The 24,668-nt window shown below is 63.7% G+C and carries 21 protein-coding genes, 5 tRNA genes and 1 pseudogene; 6 read left to right on the forward strand and 21 right to left on the reverse strand.

The features are described from left to right. Positions 1 to 70: 70 nt before the first annotated feature. The gene (locus tag AC25Y4_RS05055) at positions 71 to 1,504 is read right to left on the reverse strand and encodes a replication-associated recombination protein A (protein ID WP_488119268.1); all 1,434 of its coding nucleotides are present in this window, start codon (positions 1,502 to 1,504) and stop codon (positions 71 to 73) included. A 189-nt stretch (positions 1,505 to 1,693) separates the two neighbouring features. Between AC25Y4_RS05055 and AC25Y4_RS05060 the strand changes: the two genes are divergently transcribed. The 3 genes and pseudogenes from AC25Y4_RS05060 to AC25Y4_RS05070 all read left to right on the forward strand — a co-directional run. Further along, entirely contained in the window at positions 1,694 to 2,488 is a 795-nt protein-coding gene (locus tag AC25Y4_RS05060; protein WP_488119269.1) for a peptidylprolyl isomerase, read from the forward strand. 131 nt (positions 2,489 to 2,619) lie between these two features. Beyond that, complete coding sequence (locus AC25Y4_RS05065; RefSeq protein ID WP_488119270.1) at positions 2,620 to 3,852, forward strand: DUF349 domain-containing protein; 1,233 nt, start codon at positions 2,620 to 2,622, stop codon at positions 3,850 to 3,852. Between the two features lie 309 nt (positions 3,853 to 4,161). Then, positions 4,162 to 4,470: pseudogene (locus tag AC25Y4_RS05070) on the forward strand (type IV toxin-antitoxin system AbiEi family antitoxin); the annotation flags it as partial. 90 nt (positions 4,471 to 4,560) lie between these two features. Here the strand turns inward: AC25Y4_RS05070 and AC25Y4_RS05075 are convergent. The 14 genes from AC25Y4_RS05075 to AC25Y4_RS05140 form a co-directional block, all read right to left on the reverse strand. Next, positions 4,561 to 6,813, reverse strand: coding sequence for a RelA/SpoT family protein (locus AC25Y4_RS05075; protein WP_488119271.1), 2,253 nt, complete (start codon positions 6,811 to 6,813; stop codon positions 4,561 to 4,563). A gap of 83 nt (positions 6,814 to 6,896) precedes the next feature. Next, a complete protein-coding gene (locus tag AC25Y4_RS05080; RefSeq protein WP_488119272.1) occupies positions 6,897 to 7,250 on the reverse strand; it encodes a rhodanese-like domain-containing protein in 354 nt (117 codons plus the stop codon). Beyond that, on the reverse strand, positions 7,247 to 8,254 hold the full coding sequence (gene secF / locus AC25Y4_RS05085; RefSeq protein ID WP_488119273.1) for a protein translocase subunit SecF: 1,008 nt from the start codon (positions 8,252 to 8,254) through the stop codon (positions 7,247 to 7,249). The genes AC25Y4_RS05080 and secF overlap by 4 nt, the downstream gene beginning before the upstream one ends. Further along, positions 8,254 to 10,035 (reverse strand): protein translocase subunit SecD, encoded by a 1,782-nt coding sequence (gene secD / locus AC25Y4_RS05090; RefSeq protein WP_488119274.1) that lies wholly within the window; start codon positions 10,033 to 10,035, stop codon positions 8,254 to 8,256. The genes secF and secD overlap by 1 nt, the downstream gene beginning before the upstream one ends. A gap of 63 nt (positions 10,036 to 10,098) precedes the next feature. After that, positions 10,099 to 10,509, reverse strand: coding sequence for a preprotein translocase subunit YajC (gene yajC, locus AC25Y4_RS05095; RefSeq protein ID WP_488119275.1), 411 nt, complete (start codon positions 10,507 to 10,509; stop codon positions 10,099 to 10,101). Between the two features lie 75 nt (positions 10,510 to 10,584). Then, positions 10,585 to 11,619: a Holliday junction branch migration DNA helicase RuvB gene (gene ruvB / locus AC25Y4_RS05100; protein ID WP_488119276.1), complete on the reverse strand. Its 1,035-nt coding sequence runs from the start codon at positions 11,617 to 11,619 to the stop codon at positions 10,585 to 10,587. Next, positions 11,616 to 12,275, reverse strand: a complete 660-nt coding sequence (ruvA, locus tag AC25Y4_RS05105; protein ID WP_488119277.1) for a Holliday junction branch migration protein RuvA — start codon at positions 12,273 to 12,275, stop codon at positions 11,616 to 11,618. Before ruvA ends, ruvB begins: the two co-directional genes overlap by 4 nt. Then, complete coding sequence (gene ruvC, locus AC25Y4_RS05110) at positions 12,272 to 12,913, reverse strand: crossover junction endodeoxyribonuclease RuvC (RefSeq protein WP_488119278.1); 642 nt, start codon at positions 12,911 to 12,913, stop codon at positions 12,272 to 12,274. The genes ruvA and ruvC overlap by 4 nt, the downstream gene beginning before the upstream one ends. 7 nt (positions 12,914 to 12,920) lie before the next feature. Then, positions 12,921 to 13,685: a YebC/PmpR family DNA-binding transcriptional regulator gene (locus AC25Y4_RS05115; RefSeq protein WP_488119279.1), complete on the reverse strand. Its 765-nt coding sequence runs from the start codon at positions 13,683 to 13,685 to the stop codon at positions 12,921 to 12,923. Between the two features lie 41 nt (positions 13,686 to 13,726). After that, a complete protein-coding gene (gene pdxT / locus AC25Y4_RS05120) occupies positions 13,727 to 14,317 on the reverse strand; it encodes a pyridoxal 5'-phosphate synthase glutaminase subunit PdxT (protein ID WP_488119280.1) in 591 nt (196 codons plus the stop codon). Between the two features lie 10 nt (positions 14,318 to 14,327). Next, positions 14,328 to 15,230, reverse strand: coding sequence for a pyridoxal 5'-phosphate synthase lyase subunit PdxS (pdxS, locus tag AC25Y4_RS05125; RefSeq protein WP_488119281.1), 903 nt, complete (start codon positions 15,228 to 15,230; stop codon positions 14,328 to 14,330). A 77-nt stretch (positions 15,231 to 15,307) separates the two neighbouring features. After that, positions 15,308 to 15,913, reverse strand: coding sequence for an HIT family protein (locus AC25Y4_RS05130; protein ID WP_488119282.1), 606 nt, complete (start codon positions 15,911 to 15,913; stop codon positions 15,308 to 15,310). 2 nt (positions 15,914 to 15,915) lie between these two features. Then, positions 15,916 to 17,841 (reverse strand): threonine--tRNA ligase, encoded by a 1,926-nt coding sequence (thrS, locus tag AC25Y4_RS05135; RefSeq protein ID WP_488119530.1) that lies wholly within the window; start codon positions 17,839 to 17,841, stop codon positions 15,916 to 15,918. An 80-nt stretch (positions 17,842 to 17,921) separates the two neighbouring features. Next, entirely contained in the window at positions 17,922 to 18,491 is a 570-nt protein-coding gene (locus AC25Y4_RS05140; RefSeq protein ID WP_488119283.1) for a HEAT repeat domain-containing protein, read from the reverse strand. 193 nt (positions 18,492 to 18,684) lie between these two features. Between AC25Y4_RS05140 and AC25Y4_RS05145 the strand changes: the two genes are divergently transcribed. Both AC25Y4_RS05145 and AC25Y4_RS05150 read left to right on the forward strand, forming a co-directional pair. Continuing rightward, the gene (locus AC25Y4_RS05145; protein ID WP_488119284.1) at positions 18,685 to 19,281 is read left to right on the forward strand and encodes a TetR/AcrR family transcriptional regulator; all 597 of its coding nucleotides are present in this window, start codon (positions 18,685 to 18,687) and stop codon (positions 19,279 to 19,281) included. A 35-nt stretch (positions 19,282 to 19,316) separates the two neighbouring features. Beyond that, complete coding sequence (locus tag AC25Y4_RS05150; RefSeq protein ID WP_488119285.1) at positions 19,317 to 20,537, forward strand: glycosyltransferase; 1,221 nt, start codon at positions 19,317 to 19,319, stop codon at positions 20,535 to 20,537. A 61-nt stretch (positions 20,538 to 20,598) separates the two neighbouring features. Here AC25Y4_RS05150 and AC25Y4_RS05155 read toward each other — a convergent pair. The 4 genes from AC25Y4_RS05155 to AC25Y4_RS05170 form a co-directional block, all read right to left on the reverse strand. Then, positions 20,599 to 20,670, reverse strand: a tRNA-Gly gene (locus AC25Y4_RS05155). 87 nt (positions 20,671 to 20,757) lie between these two features. Then, a tRNA-Val gene (locus tag AC25Y4_RS05160) sits at positions 20,758 to 20,829 on the reverse strand. Between the two features lie 26 nt (positions 20,830 to 20,855). Further along, positions 20,856 to 20,929: transfer RNA gene (locus AC25Y4_RS05165), tRNA-Cys, on the reverse strand. Positions 20,930 to 20,990: 61 nt separating this feature from the next. Continuing rightward, a tRNA-Gly gene (locus AC25Y4_RS05170) sits at positions 20,991 to 21,062 on the reverse strand. Positions 21,063 to 21,223: 161 nt separating this feature from the next. On the opposite strand from AC25Y4_RS05170, the gene AC25Y4_RS05175 reads away from it, so the two are divergent. Then, positions 21,224 to 21,296: transfer RNA gene (locus AC25Y4_RS05175), tRNA-Val, on the forward strand. Between the two features lie 61 nt (positions 21,297 to 21,357). Here the strand turns inward: AC25Y4_RS05175 and AC25Y4_RS05180 are convergent. Both AC25Y4_RS05180 and AC25Y4_RS05185 read right to left on the reverse strand, forming a co-directional pair. Then, positions 21,358 to 22,044, reverse strand: a complete 687-nt coding sequence (locus tag AC25Y4_RS05180) for a lysoplasmalogenase (RefSeq protein WP_488119286.1) — start codon at positions 22,042 to 22,044, stop codon at positions 21,358 to 21,360. 197 nt (positions 22,045 to 22,241) lie between these two features. Further along, a complete protein-coding gene (locus AC25Y4_RS05185; RefSeq protein ID WP_488119287.1) occupies positions 22,242 to 24,482 on the reverse strand; it encodes an Ig-like domain repeat protein in 2,241 nt (746 codons plus the stop codon). Between the last annotated feature and the right edge of the window lie 186 nt (positions 24,483 to 24,668).

Here is a 24,668-nt window from a genome sequence, read left to right on the forward strand (position 1 = left end):
AGTCGCAGCCGCACGCTAAAACCAGTAGTAGGCAGCGACCAGACTAACACATCCGCTTCAGAGGCACGGCTTATTCGCCACGCACGATCTTGCGGATTTTCGCGAGGCGCGCAGAGACATCCCGCTCGTTTCCGTGCTCTGTCGGCTCGTAGTACCGCACGTGCTTCAACTCGTCCGGCGGATACTGCTGAGTGAGCACGCCGAGTGAGTCATTGTGGGGGTACTTGTATCCCTTGCCGTGGCCGAGTCGCTTCGCTCCCGCATAGTGCGCGTCACGCAGATGTTTCGGCACCCGGCCGGCCTTGCCAGCCTTGACGTCGGCAATTGCGGCATCGAGCGCCATGTACGCGGAATTCGACTTGGGCGCGGTGGCAAGGTGCACAACGGCCTGCGCCAGCGGAATGCGGCCCTCTGGCATCCCGATCAATTGCACGGCGTCTGCAGCCGCGACCGCGATGACCAGTGCCTGCGGGTCAGCCATGCCGATATCTTCTGAGGCCAGCACGATGATGCGCCTGGCGATGAAGCGGGCGTCTTCGCCTGCCTCGATCATGCGAGCCAGGTAGTGCAGCGACGCATCGACGTCTGAACCACGCACCGACTTGATGAATGCGCTGATGACGTCGTAGTGCTCGTCGCCGTTGCGGTCGTACCGCAGCAGGGCGCGATCGACGGCCAGTGCGACGATCTCTGTCGTGATGACGGGCTTCGCTATCGGGGGCTTGGCGACAGCACCGGCTGAGTCGCCATCGTCATCGTCGTCGTCATCGTCGTCGTCGTCGTCGTCATCATCGTCGTCGTTTGGGATGTCGGTCACCGCGAACCCGGCGGCCGCTGAAATAGACGCAGCCTCAAGGGCGGTGAGCGCCCGGCGCGCATCGCCGGAGGCAAGACGGATGATGGTGGCCCTGGCTTCAGGGTCGAGCACGAAACGATCGGCAAGGCCACGCGGATCGACAACGGCGCGGTCAATGACGACACCGAGGTCCTCGTCGCTCAACGTTTCGAGAGTGAGCAGCAGCGACCGGGACAGCAGCGGAGAGATAACGGAGAAAGACGGGTTCTCGGTTGTAGCGGCGACCAGGATGACCACACCGTTCTCAACACCGGGCAGCAGGGCATCCTGCTGCGCCTTCGTGAATCGGTGGATCTCGTCGAGGAAGAGAACCGTCGACAGCCCGTAGAGGTCGCGGCTGGTGCGGGCCTCTTCCATGACGGCGCGCACGTCACGCACACCGGCGGAGACCGCGGAGAGTTCAATGAATCGGCGTCCAGAGCTGTGGGCGATCGCCTGGGCCAGCGTGGTCTTGCCTGTTCCTGGCGGGCCCCAGAGGATGACGGAGACAGAACCGCGCTCCCCCGTCTTGTCGCTGGCCAGGCTCACCAGGGGTGAGCCAGGGGTCAGCAGGTGGCGCTGGCCGGCGACCTCATCCAGGCTCTTGGGGCGCATACGCACTGCGAGGGGCGTTGCGCCACCGCGCAGCCCTGGTTGAGCATCAGACATACGTCCCACAGTAGTTTGTGCCCCTGACAACACCCGACGAGCAGCAGCAACCCACGCGCGTCGGTTGGCCACATTCGGCCATGTTGCGTAGAGTTCAACGTGGTCTGAGACTCGCGCGAGCGGGTGAGGCCTCTTTTTGTCTTATCAGCCGATGGCCTGCCATCGACGCTGGCGTCCGGGAGGATCGACGTGGCACCCAGTAATAAGCAAGACCGCGAGGCACGCGAAGCACGGGCGCGCGTCCGGGGGTACCAGGCCAGACGGGCCGTCAACGAGCACCAGCAGAAGCGCCGCACCCGCGACAACGTGCTCGCGGCATCCGCTCTGGTCGTCGTCCTGGTCATCGCCGTCGGCGCCCAGCTCTTCTTCTTTAACGGTGGCCCAGGCACGCCTGAGGCGGAGGCCACCGCCGCGCCGACCCCCAGCGCATCGGCCGCCGCCGGCGAGAACTCCGGCGACGTTCCCTCCGCCGATCTCGCAGAGGACCGCACCTGGACCGGAACGCTGACGCTGAATTCCGTGCCACTCGGCATCGAACTCGATGGCGCCGCAGCACCGCAGGCCGTCTCATCGGCGATCAGCCTCATTCAGAACGGCTTCTACCAGGATGTGTCCTGCCACCGCCTGACCACCGGCGGTTTCTTCGTGCTGCAGTGCGGCGACCCGACAGGCGACGGCACCGGCGGCCCCGGTTACAGCTACGGCCCCGTCGAGAACGCACCTACCGATGACGTCTACCCGGCCGGCACCATTGCCATGGCGCGCCAGGGCGGCAACGGCTACAGCAACGGCAGCCAGTTCTTCATCGTCTACGACGACACCACCATTCCCGCTGACGCAGCTGGCGGTTACAGTGTGATCGGAAAAGTCACCAGCGGTCTTGACCAGCTGAAGGCAGACATCACGGATGCCGGCGTCGAAGGCGGTGCCACTGATGGCGCTCCGGCCGTTCCGACGACAATCACCGCGGTCACCATTCAGTAACAACTGCTCACGCAGCATCTTTTACGCAACATCGGCATACGCAGCATCAGGTTCCACAACCAGACGTGCAATAGGCTGGTGCCGTTATTCATCGTTCGCGAGAACGCAACTACATCAGCAAGGTGAGGCTCTTGACTACGACAGATCAGCAACCATGGGGTCGCGTAGACGAAACCGGCACGGTTTACGTGCGCGAGGCATCCGGAGAACGGGCCGTCGGCCAGTACCCGGACGGTACTCCTGAGGAGGCTCTCGCGTACTTCGAACGCAAGTACGTGGAGCTCAACGGACAGGTGACCCTGCTTGAGCAGCGCGCCCGTGGCGGAGCTCCGGCAGCGGACATCGCCAAAGCCGTCGCGCACCTGCAGGAGACCGTCGCAACCGCGAACGCCGTTGGGAACCTCGCCGCACTCGTCGAACGCCTCGGCGCACTCGGCGGTACCGTCAATGAGCTCACCGAGCAGCAGAGCGCAGAAGCAAAGGCAGCAACAGCAGCTGCTGTCGCTGAGCGCACCGAGATCGTCGAGCAGGCAGAACGCCTCGCAGCCGAAGACCCCGCGAAGACGCAGTGGAAGCAGGCCAGCGCCGCCCTCGACGCCCTCTTCGCCAAGTGGCAGGCACACCAGCACGACGCACCGCGCATTCCGAAGAGCGAGGCGAACGAGCTGTGGAAGCGATTCCGCGCGGCCCGCACCACCATCGAGCAGAACAGGAAGGCCTTCTTCGCCGACCTCGACAGCACCCACCGCGACGTTCGCAACCGCAAGCAGCAGCTCATCAGCCAGGTCGAGGCGCTCGCGCCGCGCGGCGCTGACGGCATCCCTGCCTACCGCGAACTCCTGGAGGAGTGGAAGCTCGCCGGACGCTCCGGCAAGAAGCAGGATGACGCCATGTGGGCCAAGTTCAAGGCAGCTGGCGATGTGCTGTTCGCCGCAAAGTCTGAGGTCGACGCACTCGACAACGAAGAATTCGCCGGCAACCTCGAAGAGAAGCTCGCCCTGCTCACCGAGGCCGAACTCATTCTTGGCGAGAAGGACCGCAACAAGGCACGCGCCGCACTGACGTCGATCCAGCGCCGCTGGGACGCAATCGGCAAGGTTCCGCGCGACCAGGTCAAGCCCATCGAAGAGCGCCTGCGCAAGGTGGAATCCGCCGTGCGCACGCTCGACGAAGACCACTGGAAGCGCAACAACCCAGAGACCAAGGCTCGCGCCGAAGGACTCGCCGGCCAGCTGCACGACGCCATTGCGAAGCTCGAGACTGAGCTCGCAGAGGCAGAGGCCAGCAAGGATCCTGCTGCAATCAAGGCTGCCAAGGAAGCACTTGAGACCAAGCAGTCCTGGCTGAAGGCCATCGGCCAGTAAGCCCAGAAGCCCAGTAAGCAGAGCCACCCGCTCGACACCGGCCCCGCTGTGGATACGCGCTCATGCGCTATGCACAGCGGGGCCGGTTCGTTTCCTCTCCACAGATACCATCCCGCGTGACCCGCGAAGACGTGATGCGCAGAGTCTTGCCCGATGACTCATCGTCTCGGAAACGTACTCTCCACCAGTGACCTGCCCCTGGCCGAACTCTGCAGCGCCAGGCTCGACGGCGAACTCTACGCGCTCGGTGACGGCTGGTGTCCCGTCGACCAACCCGGGTCTCCCCTGGCCCGCGCAGAGGTCGCCGCCATGCTGGTGCCGACAGGGGTGATCGCCGATCGGCTGACGGCCGCGTGGATCTTCGGCGCCGGCCCAGAGCCCCACCCTCACCAGTTCTGCGTGGACACCGCTGCGCGCCTGCACGTGCCGCTCTCGACGCGGTTTCGGCTGCGGGAGGCGCGCAACATCGCTCATGACACACAGCTGCTTGGCGGCATGCCCGTCACGACAGCGCAGCGAACGGTCGTCGACCTGGCCAGAACGCCCGGAGAACCGGACGAGTTCGTGCCGGTGCTGGCTGCGCTCCTCGACCTGTTCCCAGAGCTCTCGACAGACATCCTCGCGAGGCATCCGCTGCTCTCTAACGGTCGACAGTTCGCTGGCCTGGCCTGGCAACGAATCGGCCAGGCCAGAACCCGCAATGCGGCTTTAGCCGTCGCTCACCCTGTACACGTCGTAGACAGCGTCGATGCGCCTCACGGCGTTCAGTACCCGGTCGAGGTGGGTGGTGTCCCCCATCTCGAATACGAACCGGCTGAGCGCCAACCTGTTGCTTGAGGTATTGACCGTCGCAGACAAGATGTTGACGTGGTGCTCAGACAAGACGCGCGTGACGTCGGAGAGCAGCCCTGAACGGTCAAGCGCCTCGATCTGGATCTGAACCATGAAGAGGCTCTTCGATGTGGGAGCCCACTCGACCTCGATCATCCGGTCTGGTTCTTTTAGGAGAGACGAGACGTTGTGGCACGACGCCTGGTGCACGGACACTCCAGAGCCCCTGGTGATGAATCCAACGATCTTGTCGCCGGGAACCGGGGTGCAGCAGCGTGCCAGTTTGACCAGGATGTCTGGGGCGCCGCGCACGAGCACGCCTGAGTCGCTGTTGCGCAGCGTCTGGGTGCGTCCGCTCGCCGCGATGGGGAAGTCAGCGCCTTCGGCCTCATCGACGTTCTGCAACGTCGACACGACCTTCTCGAGCACAGACTGCGTTGAGACATGGCCTTCGCCGACAGCCGCATAGAGCGCTGAGACGTCTTCGTACTTCATCAACGCCGCGACCTCGGCGAAGGAATCCTGGTTCATCAGCTTCTGCAACGGCAGGTTCTGCTTGCGCATTGCGCGTGCAATGGCATCCCTGCCCTGCTCGATGGCTTCGTCGCGACGTTCCTTGGTGAACCACTGGCGAATCTTGTTTCGCGCCCTGGGGCTCTTGACGAAGTTCAGCCAGTCTTTACTGGGGCCGGAGTCGGGGTTCTTCGAGGTGAAGACCTCAACGACATCGCCGGTGTTGAGCGTGCTCTCCAGCGGAACGAGACGGCCATTGACCTTCGATCCCATGGTGCGGTGGCCGACTTCGGTGTGCACGGCATATGCGAAGTCAACGGGAGTTGCGCCGGCTGGGAGGCCGATGACCCTGCCCTTCGGTGTGAAGACGTAGACCTCTTTGGCGCCGATCTCATAGCGCAGCGAGTCGAGGAATTCGTTCGGGTCGCTCGTCTCCGCCTGCCAGTCGGAGATGTGCGCCAGCCATGCCATGTCGGTGTCGCTCTTCGGACCGAGTCCGCTTGACTTGCCTGCGACCTGCTCCTTGTACTTCCAGTGAGCCGCGACACCGAATTCGGCGCGCTGGTGCATCTCCTGGGTGCGAATCTGGATCTCAACAGGGCGACCACTCGGGCCGAGCACCGTTGTGTGCAGTGACTGGTACAGGTTGAACTTCGGGGTGGCGATGTAGTCCTTGAACCGGCCGGGCAGCGGTGTCCACCTGGCGTGAATCGCGCCAAGCACCGCGTAGCAGTCCCGCACCGAGTTGACGAGCACACGGATGCCGACCAGGTCGTAGATCTCGTCGAACTCGCGTCCGCGCAGCACCATCTTCTGGTAGATCGAGTAGTACTGCTTCGGGCGCCCAGCGACCTTGCCGCGAATGCGCGATGCCTTCAGGTCGTCGTTGATCGCATCGATGACCTGCTGGACGAATTCTTCGCGCTGCGGAGTGCGCTGCTTGACCAGGCTCTCGATCTCGGCGTAGAGCTTCGGATACAGCACCGCGAATGAGAGGTCTTCGAGCTCCCACTTGATGGTCTGGATGCCGAGACGGTGCGCGAGCGGCGCGTAAATCTCGAGGGTCTCCGTCGCTTTGCGAGCGGCAGACTCTGCGGGGACGAATCCCCAGGTGCGCGCGTTGTGCAGGCGGTCGGCCAGCTTGATGATGAGCACGCGGATGTCCTTGGACATCGCCACGATCATCTTGCGGACAGTCTCTGCCTGCGTGCTGTCGCCGTACTTGACCTTGTCGAGCTTCGTGACGCCATCAACCAGCATGGCGATCTCGTCACCGAAATCAGATCGCAGCTGGTCGAGTGTATATGCCGTGTCTTCGACGGTGTCGTGCAGCAGCGCGGCGGCAATGGTCTTCGGACCGATGCCGAGGTCGGCCAGGATCTGGGCGACAGCGATCGGATGGGTAATGTATGGTTCACCGCTCCGGCGCTTCTGGCCGTCGTGCGCGCGCTCCGCAGCAACGTGCGCGCGTTCAACGATGGCGAGATCGGCCTTCGGGTGGTGCATCCGAACGGTCTTCAACAGGGTGTCGACGGCACCGGCCGGTTGTGCCCTGGAGAAAATGCGTGGTACCAGGCGACGGAGTGACGCGGCAGACGGGGCCGAAGTCTCGGTCATGATCTACCCTCGTTCTTGTTGGCCCCCGCCGTACAAATCATGACGCCGGATCCGACGTCACGCTGACACATAGTGCCACACACTCAATTATCGCTGGTCTCGCTGACAACATCCCCACCAGCGGATACCCACCCCACAATGCCGCCCTCGACGTTCCGGGCAGCGTAGTCAGCCTGCACCAGCGCGTCGGTCACCATGCGGGATCGTCCACCGGAGTGGCACATCACCAGGATGGTACGGTCAGCAGGAATCTCATCCTGGCGTCCACCCAATTCCGCCATCGGAATGTGGTGGGCGTGGCCTGCATGGCCGCCCTCCCACTCTGAGTCCTCGCGAACATCGAGAAGCCAGACCTCCCCCGAAGCAATCAGACGGATGGCATCCGCTGCGTCGACCGACGTTGGACCGTCGGCCGACGCACCATGAATCGGGCTCATACGCCAGCTTCCACTGCCGTGACGTTGGCACGCTCGCGGGCGGCGATGACCTTCTTGTCGCGCTTCTGGATCTCCGGCTCGCGCTCGCGCAGCTGGGCGTAGAGCGGCGATGCAATGAAGATCGTCGAGTATGCGCCGACGAGCATTCCGATCAGGAGGGCGAGCGAGATGTCCCGCAGCGTACCTGCTCCGAGCACGAACGCACCGATGAAGAGGATCGAGGCCACTGGCAGTGCGGCGACAACCGACGTATTGATCGAGCGCACCAGGGTCTGGTTGACAGCGAGGTTGACCGATTCGCCGAAGGTACGGCGCGCTTCGAGCCCGTCGCTGCTGGTGTTCTCGCGGATCTTGTCGAACACCACCACGGTGTCATACAGCGAGTAGCCGAGGATCGTCAAGAAGCCGATGACAGCCGCCGGCGTTACCTCGAACCCGGTGATCCCGTAGAAGCCGGCAGTGATCACGAGGTCGTGCACCAGCGCGATCATGGCCGCAAGAGACATCTTCCATGTGCGGAAGTACAGCGCCATCACAACGGCAGCGAGGGCCAGGAAGATGAGCAGGCCCCGGATGGCCTGGCCGGTGATGTCAGCACCCCACGACGGTCCGATGAAGGACGATGTGACCTGCTCGGCGGGGACGTCGTACGCCTCTGCGAGGGCAGCAGCAACCTCCCGCGTCTCTTCGCCGGTCATCTGGTCGGTCTGTACCCGAATGGCCGAATCGCTGACAGTCGACACCTTGGGCACAGCGGTCGGCACGACACTGGCGACAGCGTCTTCTGCGATCGACTGGTCCTGGGTACTGACGTCGGATACGACGAACTCTGAGCCGCCGGTGAACTCGATACCGAAGACGAATCCGCCGCGCAGCATCGGGCCGACGATGGCGATGAGGAGCATGACGCCGGCAATGAGATACCAGGTCTTGCGGCGCCCAACGATGTTGAATGAGCGCTTGCCGGTGTGCAGGTCGTTGCCGAACTGGGCGAAACTAGCCATTAGGAGTCCTTCCCCTTGCTCGGCGCATCCGTGTTCTTCGGCGCATCAGTGTTCTTCGGCGCATCGGTCTTCGGTGCAGCTGTGGTGTTCGAGGCGCCGGAGAGCTCTGCAGCCTTCCGTTCTGCGATCGTCTGGCGCTTGGCAGCCTCTCGACTGGCGGATGCCGCCTTCGCCGGTGAGACAGCGGCGGACGGCGCGAACTGTGCACGACCGCGGTACACCGCGCCCAATGCGCGTGGGTCAAGCCCACTCAGTTTGTGCCCCTCGTTGAAGAACCTGGTCTGTGCGAGCAACTGCAGCATCGGGTGGGTGAAGAGCATCACGACAATGATGTCGACGATCGTGGTGAGACCGAGGGTGAGAGCGAAGCCCTTCACGTTGCCGACAGCGACGATGAACAGAATTGCAGCGGCCAGGAAGTTGACCGTGTCAGACGCCAGGATCGTACGGATTGCTCGCTTCCAACCGGCTTCGACCGAGGACACCAGTCCCCTGCCATCGCGCAATTCGTCTCGCACGCGTTCGAAGTAGAGGATGAAGGAGTCCGCCGTGATACCGATCGCCACGATCAGACCGGCGACACCGGCCAATGACAGGCGGTAGCCCTCTCGCCACGACAGGATCGTGATGAGCAGGTAGGTGATGACAGCAGCAATCGCGAGCGACGCGACGGTCACGATACCAAGCAGGCGATACTGCAGCAGCGAGTACAGCACGACAAGGATCAGGCCGATGAGACCGGCGATGAGGCCGCTTGTGAGCTGCGTTGAGCCCAGGGTCGCCGAGATGGTGTCCTGGCTCTGCACAACGAAGCTGATCGGAAGAGCACCGAACTTCAGCTGGTCGGCGAGGGCCTTTGACGAGTCCTGGTCGAATGAACCGGTGATCTGCGGCTGGCCGTTCGTGATCACGGCCAGGGTGCGCGGAGCCGAGATGACCTTGCCGTCGAGCACGATGGCGAACTGGTTCTGCACGCCGGTCAATCCGCTGAGGCGCGTGGTGACCGTGGCGAACTGCTTGCTGCCTGTGCTGTCGAAGACGATGTTGACGGCCCACTCGCCCGTGGTCGCGCCGCTCTGCGTCTGGACCTGGCCGTTGGTGGCATCTGTGATGTTCTCACCACTCACCTCAACAGGGCCGAGGATGTATTTGATCGAGCCATCCTCTTCACAGGTGACGAGCGGCTCGTCGGCGGGGGCGACGTTGGACGTGTCAACAGCGGCACAGTCGAGGGCGTCATACTCTGCCTGCAGAGCTGGCGTGATGTAGTTCAAGTCGCTGGCATCGGTCGGCTTGACGGTCGGCGTGCTCTCGAGGTTCGGGTCAGCCGTTGGCGCAGGGGTCTCCGTCGAGGTGCCGTCGCCGCCGACGCTGGCGTTTGAGGGCTGCCCGGCCGCGAGCACGGGGCGGAATTCGAGCTTGGCCGACGACTGGATGCGGTTAAGCGTCTGTTCATCGGGCGTTCCAGGGATGGACACGACGATGTTCTGTCCGCCCTGGGTGTTGATCTCCGACTCGGATACACCAGCAGAGTCAATGCGCTGGCGGATGATCGACACCGCCTGGTTCAGCTGCTCAGAGGAGACAGACTGGCCGGACTCGAGCTTCGGCGCGAGGATGATCTGCGTGCCACCCTCGAGGTCGAGCGCGAGTTTGGGCGTCCATGATCCGCCGCCGGTGAGGACGCCGGCGGTGTTGATAGCGAGCAGGCCGACGATGATCACACCCAGCCAGGTCAGGGAACGCCAGGCCTTTTTGACCGGGGTCGACGACTTTGCCACCTTGAACTCAGCTTTCTATGCTCGTGCCCGCGCAGTGTCGCGCGGGCACGGGAGAGGGATTGGTTACGCGTCGCCCTTTTTGGGTTCGTCGCCAGAAACATCGCCGGACGCGTCATCACGGCGCTGACCGAACTCGGGCTCGTCCATGGATGCAGACGCGGACGTAGCGCTGTCCTGGCCCAGCTCTGCCACGGCGGTCTCTTCGACCTCAGCGACGGGCTCGACTACGCGGGCAATGGTCTGGCGGTGAATGTCAACGATGGTGCCTGGTGCGATCTCGAGCGCAACCTTGTTCTCTTCTTCGTCGATGGACACGATGGTTCCATACAGGCCGAAGTTCGTCATGACGTGTGCACCAGCGACCATCTTCGACTGAAGCGCGGCAGTGTCTTTCTGACGCTTGCGGCTGTTGCGGAACATGAAGAAGACGAGGAGCGCCAGTACGGCGAGCATGACGAGAGTCAACGGATCCATAAAACTGTAAAACCTTCCGAATTGCGGTGCGACTTCCGCGTCACGTGAACGCGAAATCGTGCGAACCAGCTTGAATTATAAGTCATCAAGGGTGGGACCAAGCTGCGGATTACCGAGGCCCATATGTTTCCACGCCTCTGGAGTTGCCACTCGCCCTCGAGGTGTACGCGTGAGGAATCCTATCCGTACCAGGAAGGGCTCAACGACCGCTTCGATGGTCTCCGGCTCTTCCCCCACCGAAACCGCCAGAGTATTGAGGCCAACAGGGCCTCCCCCAAAACGGGTCAGGATCGTTTTCATGACCTCACGGTCGAGGCGGTCGAGGCCGATTTCGTCGACATCGTAGAGTTCGAGCGCCGCATGAACCGCCTTGAGGTCTGGGCTCCCGCCGTGCACAAGGGCATAGTCGCGCACGCGCCGGAGCAGCCTGTTCGCGATGCGGGGCGTTCCCCTGCATCGCCCGGCGATCTCGGCCAGCGCTTCGCCGTCAATCGGCAGTCCGAGCAGCCTCGCCGCCCTGGCCAGCACTTCTGCGAGCTCGTTGTCTGAGTAGAACTCCAGGTGGGCCGTGAAACCGAAGCGGTCCCGCAGCGGGTTGGGCAGCAATCCGCTTCTCGTTGTCGCGCCCACCAGTGTGAACGGCGCCAGATCGAGCGGAATGGAGGTCGCCCCAGCGCCCTTGCCCACCATGATGTCGATCCGGAAGTCTTCCATCGCCAGGTAGAGCATCTCTTCGGCAGAGCGTGCCATGCGATGGATCTCGTCGATGAAGAGCACTTCCCCTGGCACGAGGGACGAGAGCACAGCGGCCAGGTCACCGGCGTGCTGGATTGCAGGCCCGCTCGACATGCGGAGCGGGCGGTTTCCCTCGTGCGCAACAATCATGGCGAGAGTGGTCTTGCCGAGTCCTGGGGGGCCCGCGAGCAGGATGTGGTCTGGGGTGCGCTGCTGCATCGTCGCGGCGGTCAGCAACAACTGCAGCTGGCCCCTGACCTTGTGCTGGCCGACGAATTCACCGAGGCTCTGCGGGCGCAGTGCGCCTTCGAACGCCAGCTCAACGTCGCCCTCAGCGGCAGGATTGGTCAGCTCAACCGACGGATCGGCGGTCATGATGCCGCTCCCTGCGTGCCAGCAGCCTGGCCGGCCGTTTGCCGTGCCGGCCCGAGCTGGGCCAGGGCGAGTCGGAGGATCGTGCTGACAGTCAGCGGCTCGGCGGGCTGACTCTCTGCCAGGAGTGCTTCGACGGTCTCTGCGGCGATCCGCTCTGACCAGCCAAGGCCGATGAGCGCCGCCTGCACGCTGGCTGAAACGGATGCGGCGTTGCCGCCATGCACACCGCTGCCGGCTGCTGCGCTGCCGAGGGCGATGCCGTTCAGCTTGCCGGTGAGCGAGAGCACGATGAGCTTGGCCGTTTTCGGCCCGATTCCGGACACCTTGCGGAATGCACCATCGTCGTCGACGGCGACGGCGTGTGCCATTTGGGCCGGCGTGAGCGCGGCGAGCACGCCGAGTGCCGACTTCGGCCCGACACCTGTAACGCCGAGGAGCAGTTCGAAGACCGCGAGTTCGTCGGCGGAGTTGAACCCGTACAGAGTGAGGGAATCTTCCCGAACGATGAGGGTTGTCGTGAGTCGTGCCTCAGTGCCGATGCGCACGGAGAGAGCTGTGGCAGGGGTGACCTGGACCGCGAGGCCCACTCCCCCGACCTCGATGACAATCGTTGAGCCCAGGGCGGAGAGGACGATGCCACGAAGAGAAGAAATCACCTCTTCAGACTACGGGGCGCCACTGACGCTGCTGCGCCACGCTCGGCGGCGCGCCACGCCTTCTGCGCGGGTGTCAGGCCGCCGGCCGCACGATCAGCGGCGGAGCCGGCTCCAGAGACCACACCGGAGACCGAGGTCGTCGGGAGGGCGCCACCGGCTGCCCCCGTGCGCCACGCATGACAGATGGCCAGGGCCAGCGCGTCTGCGGCATCCGCTGGCTTCGGAATCTCGTCCAGGCCCAGGATCCGGGCGACCATGGTGCCGACCTGCTTCTTGTCGGCGGAACCGTAGCCGGTGATCGCGGCCTTGACCTCGCTCGGCGTGTGCAGCGTGACCGGAAGGCCCCTGCGGGCGGCGAGCAGCATCGCGACGCCACTGATCTGGGCGACGCCCATCACCGTGCTCACGTTCTGTTGCGCGAAAACGCGCTCAAGGGCGACGAATTGGGGCTGGTGGCGATCGAGGAGTTCCTCTAGCCCATCACCGATCGACAGGAGACGCTGCTCAAGCGGCATGTCTGGCGTGGTGCGAAGCACCGTGACCTCGACGAGCCGCGCCCGGCGATTGCCGGAGACATCGACGATTCCCACGCCACAGCGTGTCAGCCCGGGGTCGATGCCGAGCACCCGGACTGACATTGCTGGGTTAGTCCTCTTCTGCCTGAAGTTCGGCCTGGACCTCTGGCGTGATGTCGTAGTTGCTGTAGATGTTCTGCACGTCGTCGAGGTCTTCGAGCGCATCGATCAGGTGGAACACCTTGCGAGCAGTGGCTGCGTCTACCTCAACCTTGAGCGATGGCACGAAGGCCACGTCGGCAGAGTCGTAGTCGATGCCGGCTTCCTGCAACGCCTGGCGGGTGGCGACCAGGTCGGTGGCCTCTGAGAAGACCTCGAAGGTCTCGCCCTCGTCCACAACCTCTTCTGCGCCGGCGTCGAGCACGGCCATCAATACGTCATCTTCGGTCACGCCGTTTCCGTGCGGAACCACAACGATGCCCTTGCGGTGGAAGTTGTATGCAACGCTGCCGGGGTCGGCCATGGTGCCGCCGTTGCGGTTCATGGCGGTGCGAACCTCAGCTGCGGCGCGGTTCTTATTGTCGGTGAGGCACTCGATCATGATGGCGACGCCATGAGCTGCGTAGCCTTCGTACATGATCGTCGTGTATTCGACCGACTCACCGCTGAGACCGGCGCCGCGCTTGACGGCACGGTCGATGTTGTCGTTGGGTACAGAGGTCTTCTTTGCCTTCTGGATGGCGTCCACGAGCGTGGGGTTACCAGAGAGATCGGCGCCGCCCATTTTTGCGGCGACTTCGATGTTCTTGATCAGTTTGGCGAAAGCCTTGGCCCGACGAGAGTCGGTGATTGCCTTTTTATGCTTCGTTGTCGCCCATTTGGAATGCCCGGACATGAATCTCCCGTTGTGTCGCTCTCGTATGCTGCCTAGTCATTCTAGTTCAGGCCGGCAGCTGCGACCTTTGTCAAAAAGTATTCGTGGATTCGATATTCCCCGGTGATTTCGGGGTGGAACGATGTCCCGAGCAGGTTTCCCTGCTCAACGGCAACGCAGCGCCCATCGGCGACGGACGCCAGCGCCGTCGCAGCTGGACCCACTGTTTCAACGATGGGGGCGCGGATGAAGACGGCGTGCACAGGCAGGGCACCTATCTGTGGGATGTCCAGGTCCGTCTCGAACGAGGCGGTCTGTGACCCGAATGCATTGCGGCGCACCGCGATGTCGAGGCCGCCGAGGCTCTGCTGCCCGGCAATGCCATCGATGATGGTATCGGCGAGCATGATCAGCCCCGCACAGGTTCCGTACACCGGAAGTCCGCCGGCAATGGCGGCTTTCAACGGTTCGGCCAGCCCGAAGGTGCGCGACAGCTTGTCCATCACGCTGGATTCGCCGCCCGGAATCACCAGTCCGCTGACGCGGGCCAACTCCTCAGGGCGACGTACGAACTCGACCTCTGCGCCGAGCGACCGAAGCACATGTGCGTGCTCTCGAAAATCGCCTTGCAGGGCGAGAACTCCAACGATCATCTGGTTGTGGTTACCAGCCGCGCTCGGCGAGGCGGTGCGGTGCTGCGAGGTCGGAGACATTGATGCCGACCATTGCTTCACCGAGGCCGCGGGACACGTCTGCGATCACGCTGGGGTCGTCGTAGAACGTGACGGCCTTGACCACGGCGGCAGCACGCTGCGCCGGGTTGCCAGACTTGAAGATGCCGGAACCGACGAACACGCCGTCAGCGCCGAGCTGCATCATCATGGCTGCGTCGGCTGGCGTTGCAACACCACCGGCGGTGAACAGCACAACGGGGAGCTTTCCGGTGGCAGCGATCTCTGCAACGAGCTCGTACGGAGCCTGCAGCTCCTTCGCTGCGACGTACAGCTCGTCCTTGCTGAGCGACGACAGGGCAGCGATCTCGCCCTTGATCTTGCGGATGTGCTTGGTGGCCTCTGAGACGTCACCGGTACCGGCTTCACCCTTCGAGCGGATCATGGCTGCACCCTCGTTGATGCGGCGGAGCGCCTCACCCAGGTTGGTTGCGCCGCACACGAAGGGAACGGTGAAGTTCCACTTGTCGATGTGGTTGACGTAGTCGGCGGGGCTCAGCACCTCTGACTCGTCGATGTAGTCGACGTCGAGCGCCTGCAGAACCTGCGCCTCGACGAAGTGACCGATACGAGCCTTGGCCATGACCGGGATCGACACCTCTGCCCTGATCGCCTCGATCAGGTCGGGGTCGCTCATGCGGGCAACGCCGCCCTGTGAGCGGATGTCGGCCGGCACGCGTTCGAGCGCCATGACGGCAACTGCGCCGGCATCTTCTGCGATACGTGCTTGCTCTGCGGTGACGACGTCCATAATGACGCCGCCCTTCAGCATCTCAGCCAGGCCGCGCTTGACGCGGCTGGAGCCAAACTGCTCTGCGGGAGTGGTCTCAGTCATACCGTTGACTCTATTCCTTGCGTGATGGTGCAGCGGGTACCGCAGGGCTCCAGCGGCCGGTGCGGCGTGGGAAAGCGCTAGTCGTTGTCGCTGGGCAAGGCCTCGGTTGGCCAGGTATCTGCGACCTCGCGCCTGACGTCACCGAGCAGGCGAGGGAGGGCCTTCGTCCCGGCGATAATCGGGAAGAAGTTCGCGTCGAGGGCCCAGCGCGGCACGATGTGCTGATGCAGGTGCTCAGCGATTCCCGCACCGGCGATCCGTCCCTGGTTCATTCCGATGTTGAAACCGTCGCAGTGCGACACCTGCGTCAGTACACGCATGGCCGTCTGGGTGAGGCTAGCAATCTCTGCAACCTCGTCAGGAGTAGCCAGGTCATATGTCGCAATGTGGCGGTACGGGCACACCAGCAGGTGGCCGCTGTTGTATGGGAAGAGATTGAGCAACACGTACGCGTGCTTTCCGCGCGCAACGATCAGCGCCTTCTCGTCGTCCATGCTGGGAGCCAGGCAGAACGGGCAGTCGTCGGCGTGCGGCTGCTGCCCGTCCTGGATGTAGACCAGGCGGTGCGGGGTCCAGAGGCGCTGGAAGGCATCAGGAACAGCGGCGAACTCTGACGAGTTCTCCACGTCGACGCCGGGGGCATCCGCGGCGCCCTCACTATCCTCTGGGAAGGTCGCACTCATGGTTAGACCTGACCCTGCGTCGTCACCTGCGCACGCGTCTCAATGGACGCGAGGATGCGGGTAATCGCGTCATCGACGGGCACACCGTTCTCCTGCGTGCCATCGCGGAACCGGAAGCTGACGGCGTTGTTGGCGCGGTCTTCTTCTCCGACGATGAGCTGGAATGGCACCTTGGCCTTGGTGTGGTTGCGGATCTTCTTCTGCATGCGGTCGTCAGAATTGTCGACCTCTGCACGCACACCGGCTGCCTTGAGCTTGGCGATGACCTCGTCAAGGAACGGGCCATACTGCTCGCTGATCGGGATACCGACGACCTGCACCGGCGCGAGCCACACCGGGAATGCTCCGGCGTAGTGCTCTGTGATCACAGCGAAGAAGCGCTCGATCGAGCCGAACAGCGCGCGGTGGATCATCACGGGGCGCTGCTTGGTGCCATCTGACGCGGTGTACTCGAGGTCGAAGCGCTCCGGCAGGTTGAAGTCGAGCTGGATGGTCGACATCTGCCAGGTGCGGCCGATGGCGTCGCGTGCCTGCACCGAGATCTTGGGGCCGTAGAACGCGGCTCCCCCGGGGTCTGCGACGAGTTCGAGACCGGATGCCGCTGCGACCTCTGCGAGCGTCGCGGTGGCCTCTTCCCAAGCGTCGTCAGACCCGACGAACTTCTTCGGGTCTTTCGTCGACAGCTCGAGGTAGTAGTCGTTGAGGCCGTAGTCGGCGAGCAACTGCAGCACGAAGTTGAGGGTGCTGGTGAGCTCCTCTTTCATGCCCTCGCGGGTCGTGTAGATGTGAGCATCGTCCTGCGTCATGCCGCGCACGCGGGTGAGGCCGTGCACAACGCCCGACTTCTCGTAGCGGTAGACGCTGCCGAATTCGAACAGGCGCATGGGCAGGTCGCGGTAGCTGCGACCGCTTGAGCGGAAGACGAGGTTGTGGAACGGGCAGTTCATCGGCTTGAGGTAGTAGTCGACGCCCTGGCGGGTGACGTGTCCGTCAGCGTCGCGCTCCTCGTCGAGGTGCATGGGCGGGAACATGCCGTCTGAGTACCAGTCGAGGTGCCCTGAGGTTTCGAACAGGTTCGACTTGGTGATGTGCGGGGTGTAGACGAAGTCGTAGCCGGCCTCTGTGTGGCGCTTGCGCGAGTAGTTCTCCATCTCCTGACGGATGATTCCGCCCTTGGGGTGGAATACCGCCAGTCCTGAACCGATCTCCTCAGGGAAGCTGAACAGGTCGAGCTCTGCACCGAGCTTGCGGTGGTCGCGCTTTGCCGCTTCCTCCATGCGTGCCTGGTACGCGCGCAGTTCGTCCTTGGTCGGCCATGCCGTGCCGTAGACGCGCTGCAGCTGCGGGTTCTTCTCAGAACCGCGCCAGTATGCGGCGGCCAGGCGGGTGAGCGAGTAGCCGTTGCCGATCATGCGGGTGTTCGGCAGGTGCGGTCCGCGGCAGAGGTCCTTCCAGACCGTCTCGCCCGTCTTGGGGTCGACGTTGTCGTAGATCGTCAGCTCAGCGCCACCGACCTCGACCGACTCGTTGTCCTCTGTCTCGGCGGCCGCGCCACCCTTCAAGCCGATGAGTTCGAGCTTGTACGGCTCATTGGCAAGCTCTGCGCGCGCCTCATCGTCGGTGACGACGCGGCGCACGAAGCGCTGGCCAGAGCGGATGATGCGGTCCATCGACTTCTCGATGGCCTTCACGTCTTCGGGTGTGAACGGCTGCTCGACGTCGAAGTCGTAATAGAAGCCGTCCGTGACGGGCGGGCCAATGCCGAGCTTGGCCTCAGGGTTGATGGTCTGCACGGCTTGCGCGAGAACGTGCGCTGCAGAGTGGCGCAGGATGTTCAATCCGTCTGGCGAATCTATGGTGACTGGCTCGACGACATCCGTCGTAGTTATTGTCGTCGCAAGATCCTTGAGTTCACCGTTGACGCGCATTGCGACAACAGATCGGTCGGTGAATAGCTCAAAGCCGTCAGCCACGTGTTTAACTCCCTGTTTTGGTGTACCCGTTAACTTTAGTGGGAGTCTGCGGCGTTGCTCGGCTGGGGGAAACGCTTACGCAGCTGATCGCGTCCCTGCTGGGCCGCGCGGCGAACATCTTTGTCTGGGTCGCGCAAGCGCGCTTCGAGGGCTGGGAGATCTTCTTCGCGTCCACAGACACCGAGTGCACGGGCGGCCGCAGCGCGTACGCGAGCTGACTCGTCTGTCAGGAGTGCAACGAGCGACGGTGCGACGTTCAGGTCGCGTTCCTGGCTGACACGGGCGCTCATTTCGCGAACACGCCATGACTGGTTCTCCAGGCCGTTCTTGACGGCGGTGCCGGCAGACGGGTCCCAGACGTGCAGCAGGGCACGCATGCCCCAGAGTTCTGGCCAGTACAGGGCAGGAGCGCCGTCAAGCAGCCCCTGGGCGTGGTGGCCACCGACATAGAGCAGGAAGTCTTCGCCGGCCATAGCGCCCTCCGTGAGGGCAACGGCACGCTTCAGGACGTCGGCTTCGCCGTATCGCACGATTGCCGCCTCCAGTCGCTCAGAGAGGGGAAGGTCGACGGGGACGGTGGGCTGTGATTCAGATTCGGCGCGCATAACCGTTCAAGGCTACCGTGCCGTGCTGGTCGGACGCTGGCAAGGTCGCTGCCAGCGGTGCTGCGGCCTCCCTGCGCCCTCCCACCGTGGGTGCCCCCATTTCGCAAATACCCCCTAAACGAGCGGTATCTCTCGAAATGAGAGTGCGCTACCATCAACCAAAAGCGCCCCCAGCCGGGGGTAGAACCGCAGCATGAGGGGACGCAACGTGGGCAGTGCGACGACGTCGATTCGCTCGGATGCCTTCTCCAGCGTTTCCCGGATCATCGCAGCAGCCAAGCGCGCATTCTCCGTCGGTGACGGGTCACGGAGCCTGACCGGCATCGCGACGGATGCCGGTGTCGGGGTGGCGACGCTGTATCGCCATTTCCCCAGTCGGCAGGCTCTCGCGCACGCGGTGTACGAGGAGATCTTCGTCTCGGAGATCGAGCCGCTCCTCGCCGCATTCGGAGAGAGCAACACCCCGAGGTTCGTCCTGCTCGATGTCGCAGAGCGCCTGGCCGATCTCGCACTGACAGAACACGGCATGGTCTCGTCGATTGGAAACATGGCAGAGGTCACGACCGAATTCCTGGGCAGGAGCATGGAGGCCATCACGCCGGCCATCGCCAGGGCGCAGGCCGCAGGGAACCTGCGCGCAGATATCGAGCCGACCGACATCCCGAACCTGCTTGCCATGGTGACCATGGGCCTTGGCGCTGTCAGTCAGGACCGCGCCACGCGGCGACGCTACCTGAGCCTCATGCTCGACGCCCTCAACCCGGCGCAGGCGACGCCGCTCCCCCGCTGATGCCAGGCACGTCCCCGCTTTCACGACTTTTACGAATGGAATCCACGCCGTTGCCTGACACGTCTGAACGCCCGATGCGCGTTCTCATCGGAGCCGACACGTTTGCGCCAGATATCAATGGGGCTGCACGCTTCGCCCGCAACCTCGCCGTTCGCCTGTCGCGGCGCGGGCACGACGTGCACGTGGTCGCGCCATCGACAAGCCGCTTCAGCAGCACCCAGGCAGAGATTCTCGACGGAGAAGTAATCACGGTGCACAGACTGCGCAGCGTGCGCTGGCTCCTGCACGACTGGATCCGGTTCCCCCCGCCGTGGGAGATCAGGAAAGCTGTCGCCACTGTCATCGAGCAGGTGCAGCCAGATGTGGTGCACATCCAGTCATTCATCAACATCGGACGCGCACTAAGCATTGAAGCCAAGTCACGGCACATTCCACTCGTTGCCACCAACCATGTGATGCCGGACAACATCATTGAGTACAGCGGACTCCCCCGCCAATTGCACCCACCGCTGACCCGATACGGCTGGAGCCTCGCCTCATCGGTGCTTGGCGGTGCCGACATCGTGACGAGTCCGACTCCGATTGCCGCGCGTTACCTGGCAGAGAACACCACTGTCGGCTCGATCATCCCGCTGTCGTGCGGCGTGGATCTCAGCCGATTCGCACCGCACTTCGACCGTCCAGCGGGCAACAGGGTGCTCTATGTCGGCAGGCTTGACGCGGAGAAACGCCTTGACACGCTGCTGCAGGCGTTCGCCATGCTTCCCAGCTCCCTGTCCGCGCATCTCGACATTGTGGGTGGCGGCACAGAGCTCCGTCGACTGGAGAAACTTGCAGAGTCGCTCGGGGTAGCCGAGCGTGTGCAGTTCCACGGTCGGGTGACCGACGGCCAGATCGACATGCTGTACACACAGGCATCCGTTTTTGTCATGCCATCAACGGCTGAGCTGCAGAGCATCGCGACGCTGGAGGCCATGGCCAGCGGCGTTCCCGTTGTGCTGGCTGATGCCATGGCGCTGCCACATCTCATCGACCGCGGACTGAACGGCATTCTGGTGCCGCCGCAGAGCCCGATCGACCTTGCCAGGGCAGTAGAGACGATCCTGTCGCTGCCGGGTGAGGGGTATTCCGCGATGAGGCGGCACTCGTACGAGCATTCGCTCACGCACGACAGCACGGCGATCACGCTCCGCTATGAGGAGCTGTACAGGACAGCGCAGTCCAAGACGCTTGAGCGGAGCGCGCTGGTTCGCTGAGCCGGCGACACACGCAGAAGAAGCCCGCCAGGTCTCCCCGGCGGGCTTCTTCATTGTTCTGAGCGGATGACGAGATTCGAACTCGCGACCCTAACCTTGGCAAGGTTATGCGCTACCACTGCGCCACATCCGCGGGAAATTCAGTTCAGATCGGCAGCGCATACAGCGCACGCAACCGACTTAAACAAAGAAAACCCCCGGTTTCTCAGGGGTTTTTCTGTGGGCGATACTGGGATCGAACCAGTGACCTCTTCCGTGTCAGGGAAGCGCGCTACCGCTGCGCCAATCGCCCATATCTTGCGAACAAGTTCTCAAGAGTGGAGGTGGATACGGGATTCGAACCCGTGTATACGGCTTTGCAGGCCGCTGCCTCGCCTCTCGGCCAATCCACCGTTTTGGGTTCACCACCAAATGAAGAGAACCGCCTCTTTCGAGGCGATTCTGTTCCATTCGAGCGGATGACGAGATTCGAACTCGCGACCCTCACCTTGGCAAGGTGATGCGCTACCACTGCGCCACATCCGCATTTTGTTTTCCGCATCTCTGCGACGTAGAAGACTTTATACCGAAGCGGGGCAGGAAAACAAATTGAAGAACTGAGCGGCGTTTCGCGCGCCCTGGCGTGCGGAGCCATTCCCGCGTGGACTAGTATCGATATTCGCGGTTGAAGCACGTTTTCACCGCATGGGCGATTGGCGCAGTTGGTAGCGCGCTTCGTTCACACCGAAGAGGTCATCGGTTCGAGTCCGGTATCGCCCACAATAAAACCCCCGGTTATCCCGGGGGTTTTTTGTTTCCCTGCGCGCCTTCTCCCCGTTCGTCAGGCGTGAGCGACTGCCGCAGGCACCTGCATCGACACGCGGGCCCGCTCATGGTGAAGGATCCCCCACACGATGAGCGTCTGGGCAGCGATGTACGTGGTCATGATCAAAAAGTTCGACATCGGCAGGTCGGCGGATGGCAAGAAACGGTCGATGGCCAGGATCGAGTCTGACACCACGAAGAACGCTCCTCCCCACGCGATCCAGCGGTTGCAGGCAGACGCGACTGCTGCCATCCCGCAGAGCACGGTGCCGTAGATGACGACCGGGATCAGCAGCGGGCCGGTGTTCGGTGCCAGCAGCACGAGCAGCACGACGAGCCAGGCCCCGTAGCCGATGGCCCACCATCGAATCCGGCGCACAGCCAGCCGGGTGACGAAGAGCGCCAGGTAGGCGATGTGCGCCACCAGGAAACACGCCAGCCCGATAACGAACCAGCGGAGCGTGACGTCCCCGGCCCACGAGAAGAACAGGGCAATGACCCCGAGCACGATCACGGGCGAGCGACGAATCGGCGTCGCCCAGACGAGCCCGATGGCCAACGCCGGCATGAGCAACGGCTTGGTCCACACCACGACATCGTCCACGGACAGCAGAATCGCACCCAGGTGAACCGCGCTGGTCACAATGAGTGGCAGAAACGCGATAACGGATGCAGGCCGGACGGCAGTTCTGGGTTCTGGCACGGTACTCACTTCACTGTGGGACGGATGTCTCACTCACTGTACTGAGACTCTCCTCGGTGCACAGCCGTTTCCAGCGCCAGAACCGCCGTTGGCGACGATATTCGTCGCACATGGGCGCAGAATGCACGGAACGCCACCGCCGAACACTTTTCGATGGCGGCGCTCCGCGGTTCCTCCCCCGACTACCCGTCGACCGGTTACTCCTGCTGAAGCGCTGAACGTCGAGTGCGACGAATCGCGACCATGACCAGGCCAACTACGAGCAGTGCGAGTCCGCCGGCTGCGAGGCCGGAGCCGATCGGTTCGACCCCCGTCGACGCCAGCGCCCCGCTCTGGCCAGAAACCTGAGTCACAGGTACGGCTGCAGGCGTCGACACGCCGGGTGCCGGGGTCGGGGTCGGGTTCGGCACCACGACGCCAGGTGCTTGGGCAACCGTGACGGAGAACGACGCCGTCCGGCCAGACGTCGCACCCACCGCGACGATGGTGTGCGTGCCTGGGTCGACAACCGGCGTCATGAACGTGAATGACCCGCTTCCGGAGGCATTCATAGTCGCGGAGCCCAAGCGAATCGGGTCGGAGTGCAGCGTCAGGTTGACAGCCTCGTTCGGCGCAAAGCCCGTCAGCTGCAACGTGACCTCGCCGCCCACGACCAGTGCCGGATCGTCAAGGACGAGGTCGGGAGTGCGCGCTGCGACCGTGAGAGCCGCACCAGCGGACGTGGACGCCACATACGAGCTGTCGCCGTCGTACGTCGCTGTGAGCTGCACGGTGCCCGCAGGGAGGCCGGAGAGCACCACACGAGAGCTGCCGGCAGCCAGTACCGCGCGACTCACAGCTGCCCCAGATCCATCCCGAAGCGTGACGACCCCCGTCGGCGCTGTGCCACTGGCGCCGTTGGCCCCCCGAACCGAGATGGTTGCCGCGACATCCGCTCCCTCCAACACGCTGGAAGAGCCAAGCGCCACGGTCGTCGTGGTCGACGCCTTGCTGGTCGTCGCGCTACCACTCACGGCCAGTGAGAGCGTGGACGGCGTAAGGACAGCCGCGGTGAACGGCACGTCACCCACGACTCGCACGCCGAGGTCGAGGACTGCATGGCCGTCAGCGTCAACGGACGCTGAACCGAGTGAGGCGCCACCGGCGTCAGTGAATGCAACGGATGCCGTGATCGGCTGGCCATCGGCACGTGTCACGGTCGCATTGAGCGACGTCGCAGCCCCATACGATACTGCGGTAGGAACTGAAGCGAGAGTGACGTCAGAGATGACCGAGACCGTGCCGTTTCCGGCGTTCGGCACATAGAGCGTGCCACCGGCGCGGGAGTCTTCGATTCCCCAAAACGCCAGGTCGCCGACTGTCACCGTGTGCACAGGGTGCTGCGCGTCAACCACAGCGGGTATCACGGAGACAAACGAGGCGGATGCGCCGTTTGCCTGCGAAACGACGAGGGTGCTGCCGTCGGCACGGACACTGGCCGACAACGGCAGGAGGAATGAGCCAGAGGTATCGGTGCCGAGCGCCTCCGAGCGATGCGGCGTGACAGTCGCCCCACTAGCTAACGGGGTGAACCAGGAGACGGAATTCGAATCCGGCGTGACGATGACCACATCGCCGGTGCGCGCGTCCACCGAGATTCCCGTCGGCGCGTGATCGACGGCGAACGTGCCGATCACGGCAGCCGGGCTCGCCGACACATCGATGGACGTGATGGTGCTTGTTCGCTCGCTGGCGATGTACAATACTCCGCGTGAGGCATCCAGCGCCGTCGTCGCTTCCGCCGTCGCGAGCCCGGTGAGCGTCTGGACGACCGCCAGCTTCGTGGGCCCTCCCACGGGCAGGAGCACCGACACGGTCCCGTCGTCGAGGCTCGTGACGTATGCACGACCATCGGCGCCAACGTCGATCTTCTGGGCGTTGACACCGACGGGAACCGTCGGCGGAGTCGATGCAGTGTAGTCAGCGTCTGGGTCAACGATAGAGACCACAGATGCGGTGGCTGCTGGGGCGGTTAGCACGACGTAAACGGACCCGTCAATGGGCGACACTGCAGCGTCGATCGCGGTGGCGCCAGCAGGGCCGCCGAGAAGAACGCTGCGCGCCGAGTTCGTGTCCAGCTCGACAATCGCGAGGCTCGGATCACCGCCTGCAGTGGAATCTGCCAGGTACAGGCGGTTGGCCAGCGGGTCAACGGCGCCGCCCTGCAACCAGTACCCGTTGCCGGTCTGCGTGTGCACCGTGACGCGCCCCACGACGGCAGTGCTCGTCGCGGAGGCGGGAAGGGCGGCCGGAGCAGCCTGTGCACTGGGTGCGGGAAGAGCCACGGCCACCAGGGGCAGCGCCAGCAATGCCACCACCCCAGCGCCGCCGAACATGGCACGGGAGTTCGAGAACGAACGCGGGAGAGAGCGGAGGGCAGGCATAGTGCGGCGGTGCATCCAGTGACCTTTTCAGTTCGTGATGATCTGTAGCGAACCGCTACGAATCCACACGTTAGCAGCGATGCCCAGGTGCACCTCGCAGCGCCCCGACCACCTGCCACCCCACTTTGCGGGATAGACCTCAGGCCGGAATCACAGGGCACGCTCACCCATAGACCCCCCGTCTACGGGGCAGGCGGTCAA

The sequence above is a fragment of the Leifsonia sp. Y878 genome, assembly GCF_057669685.1.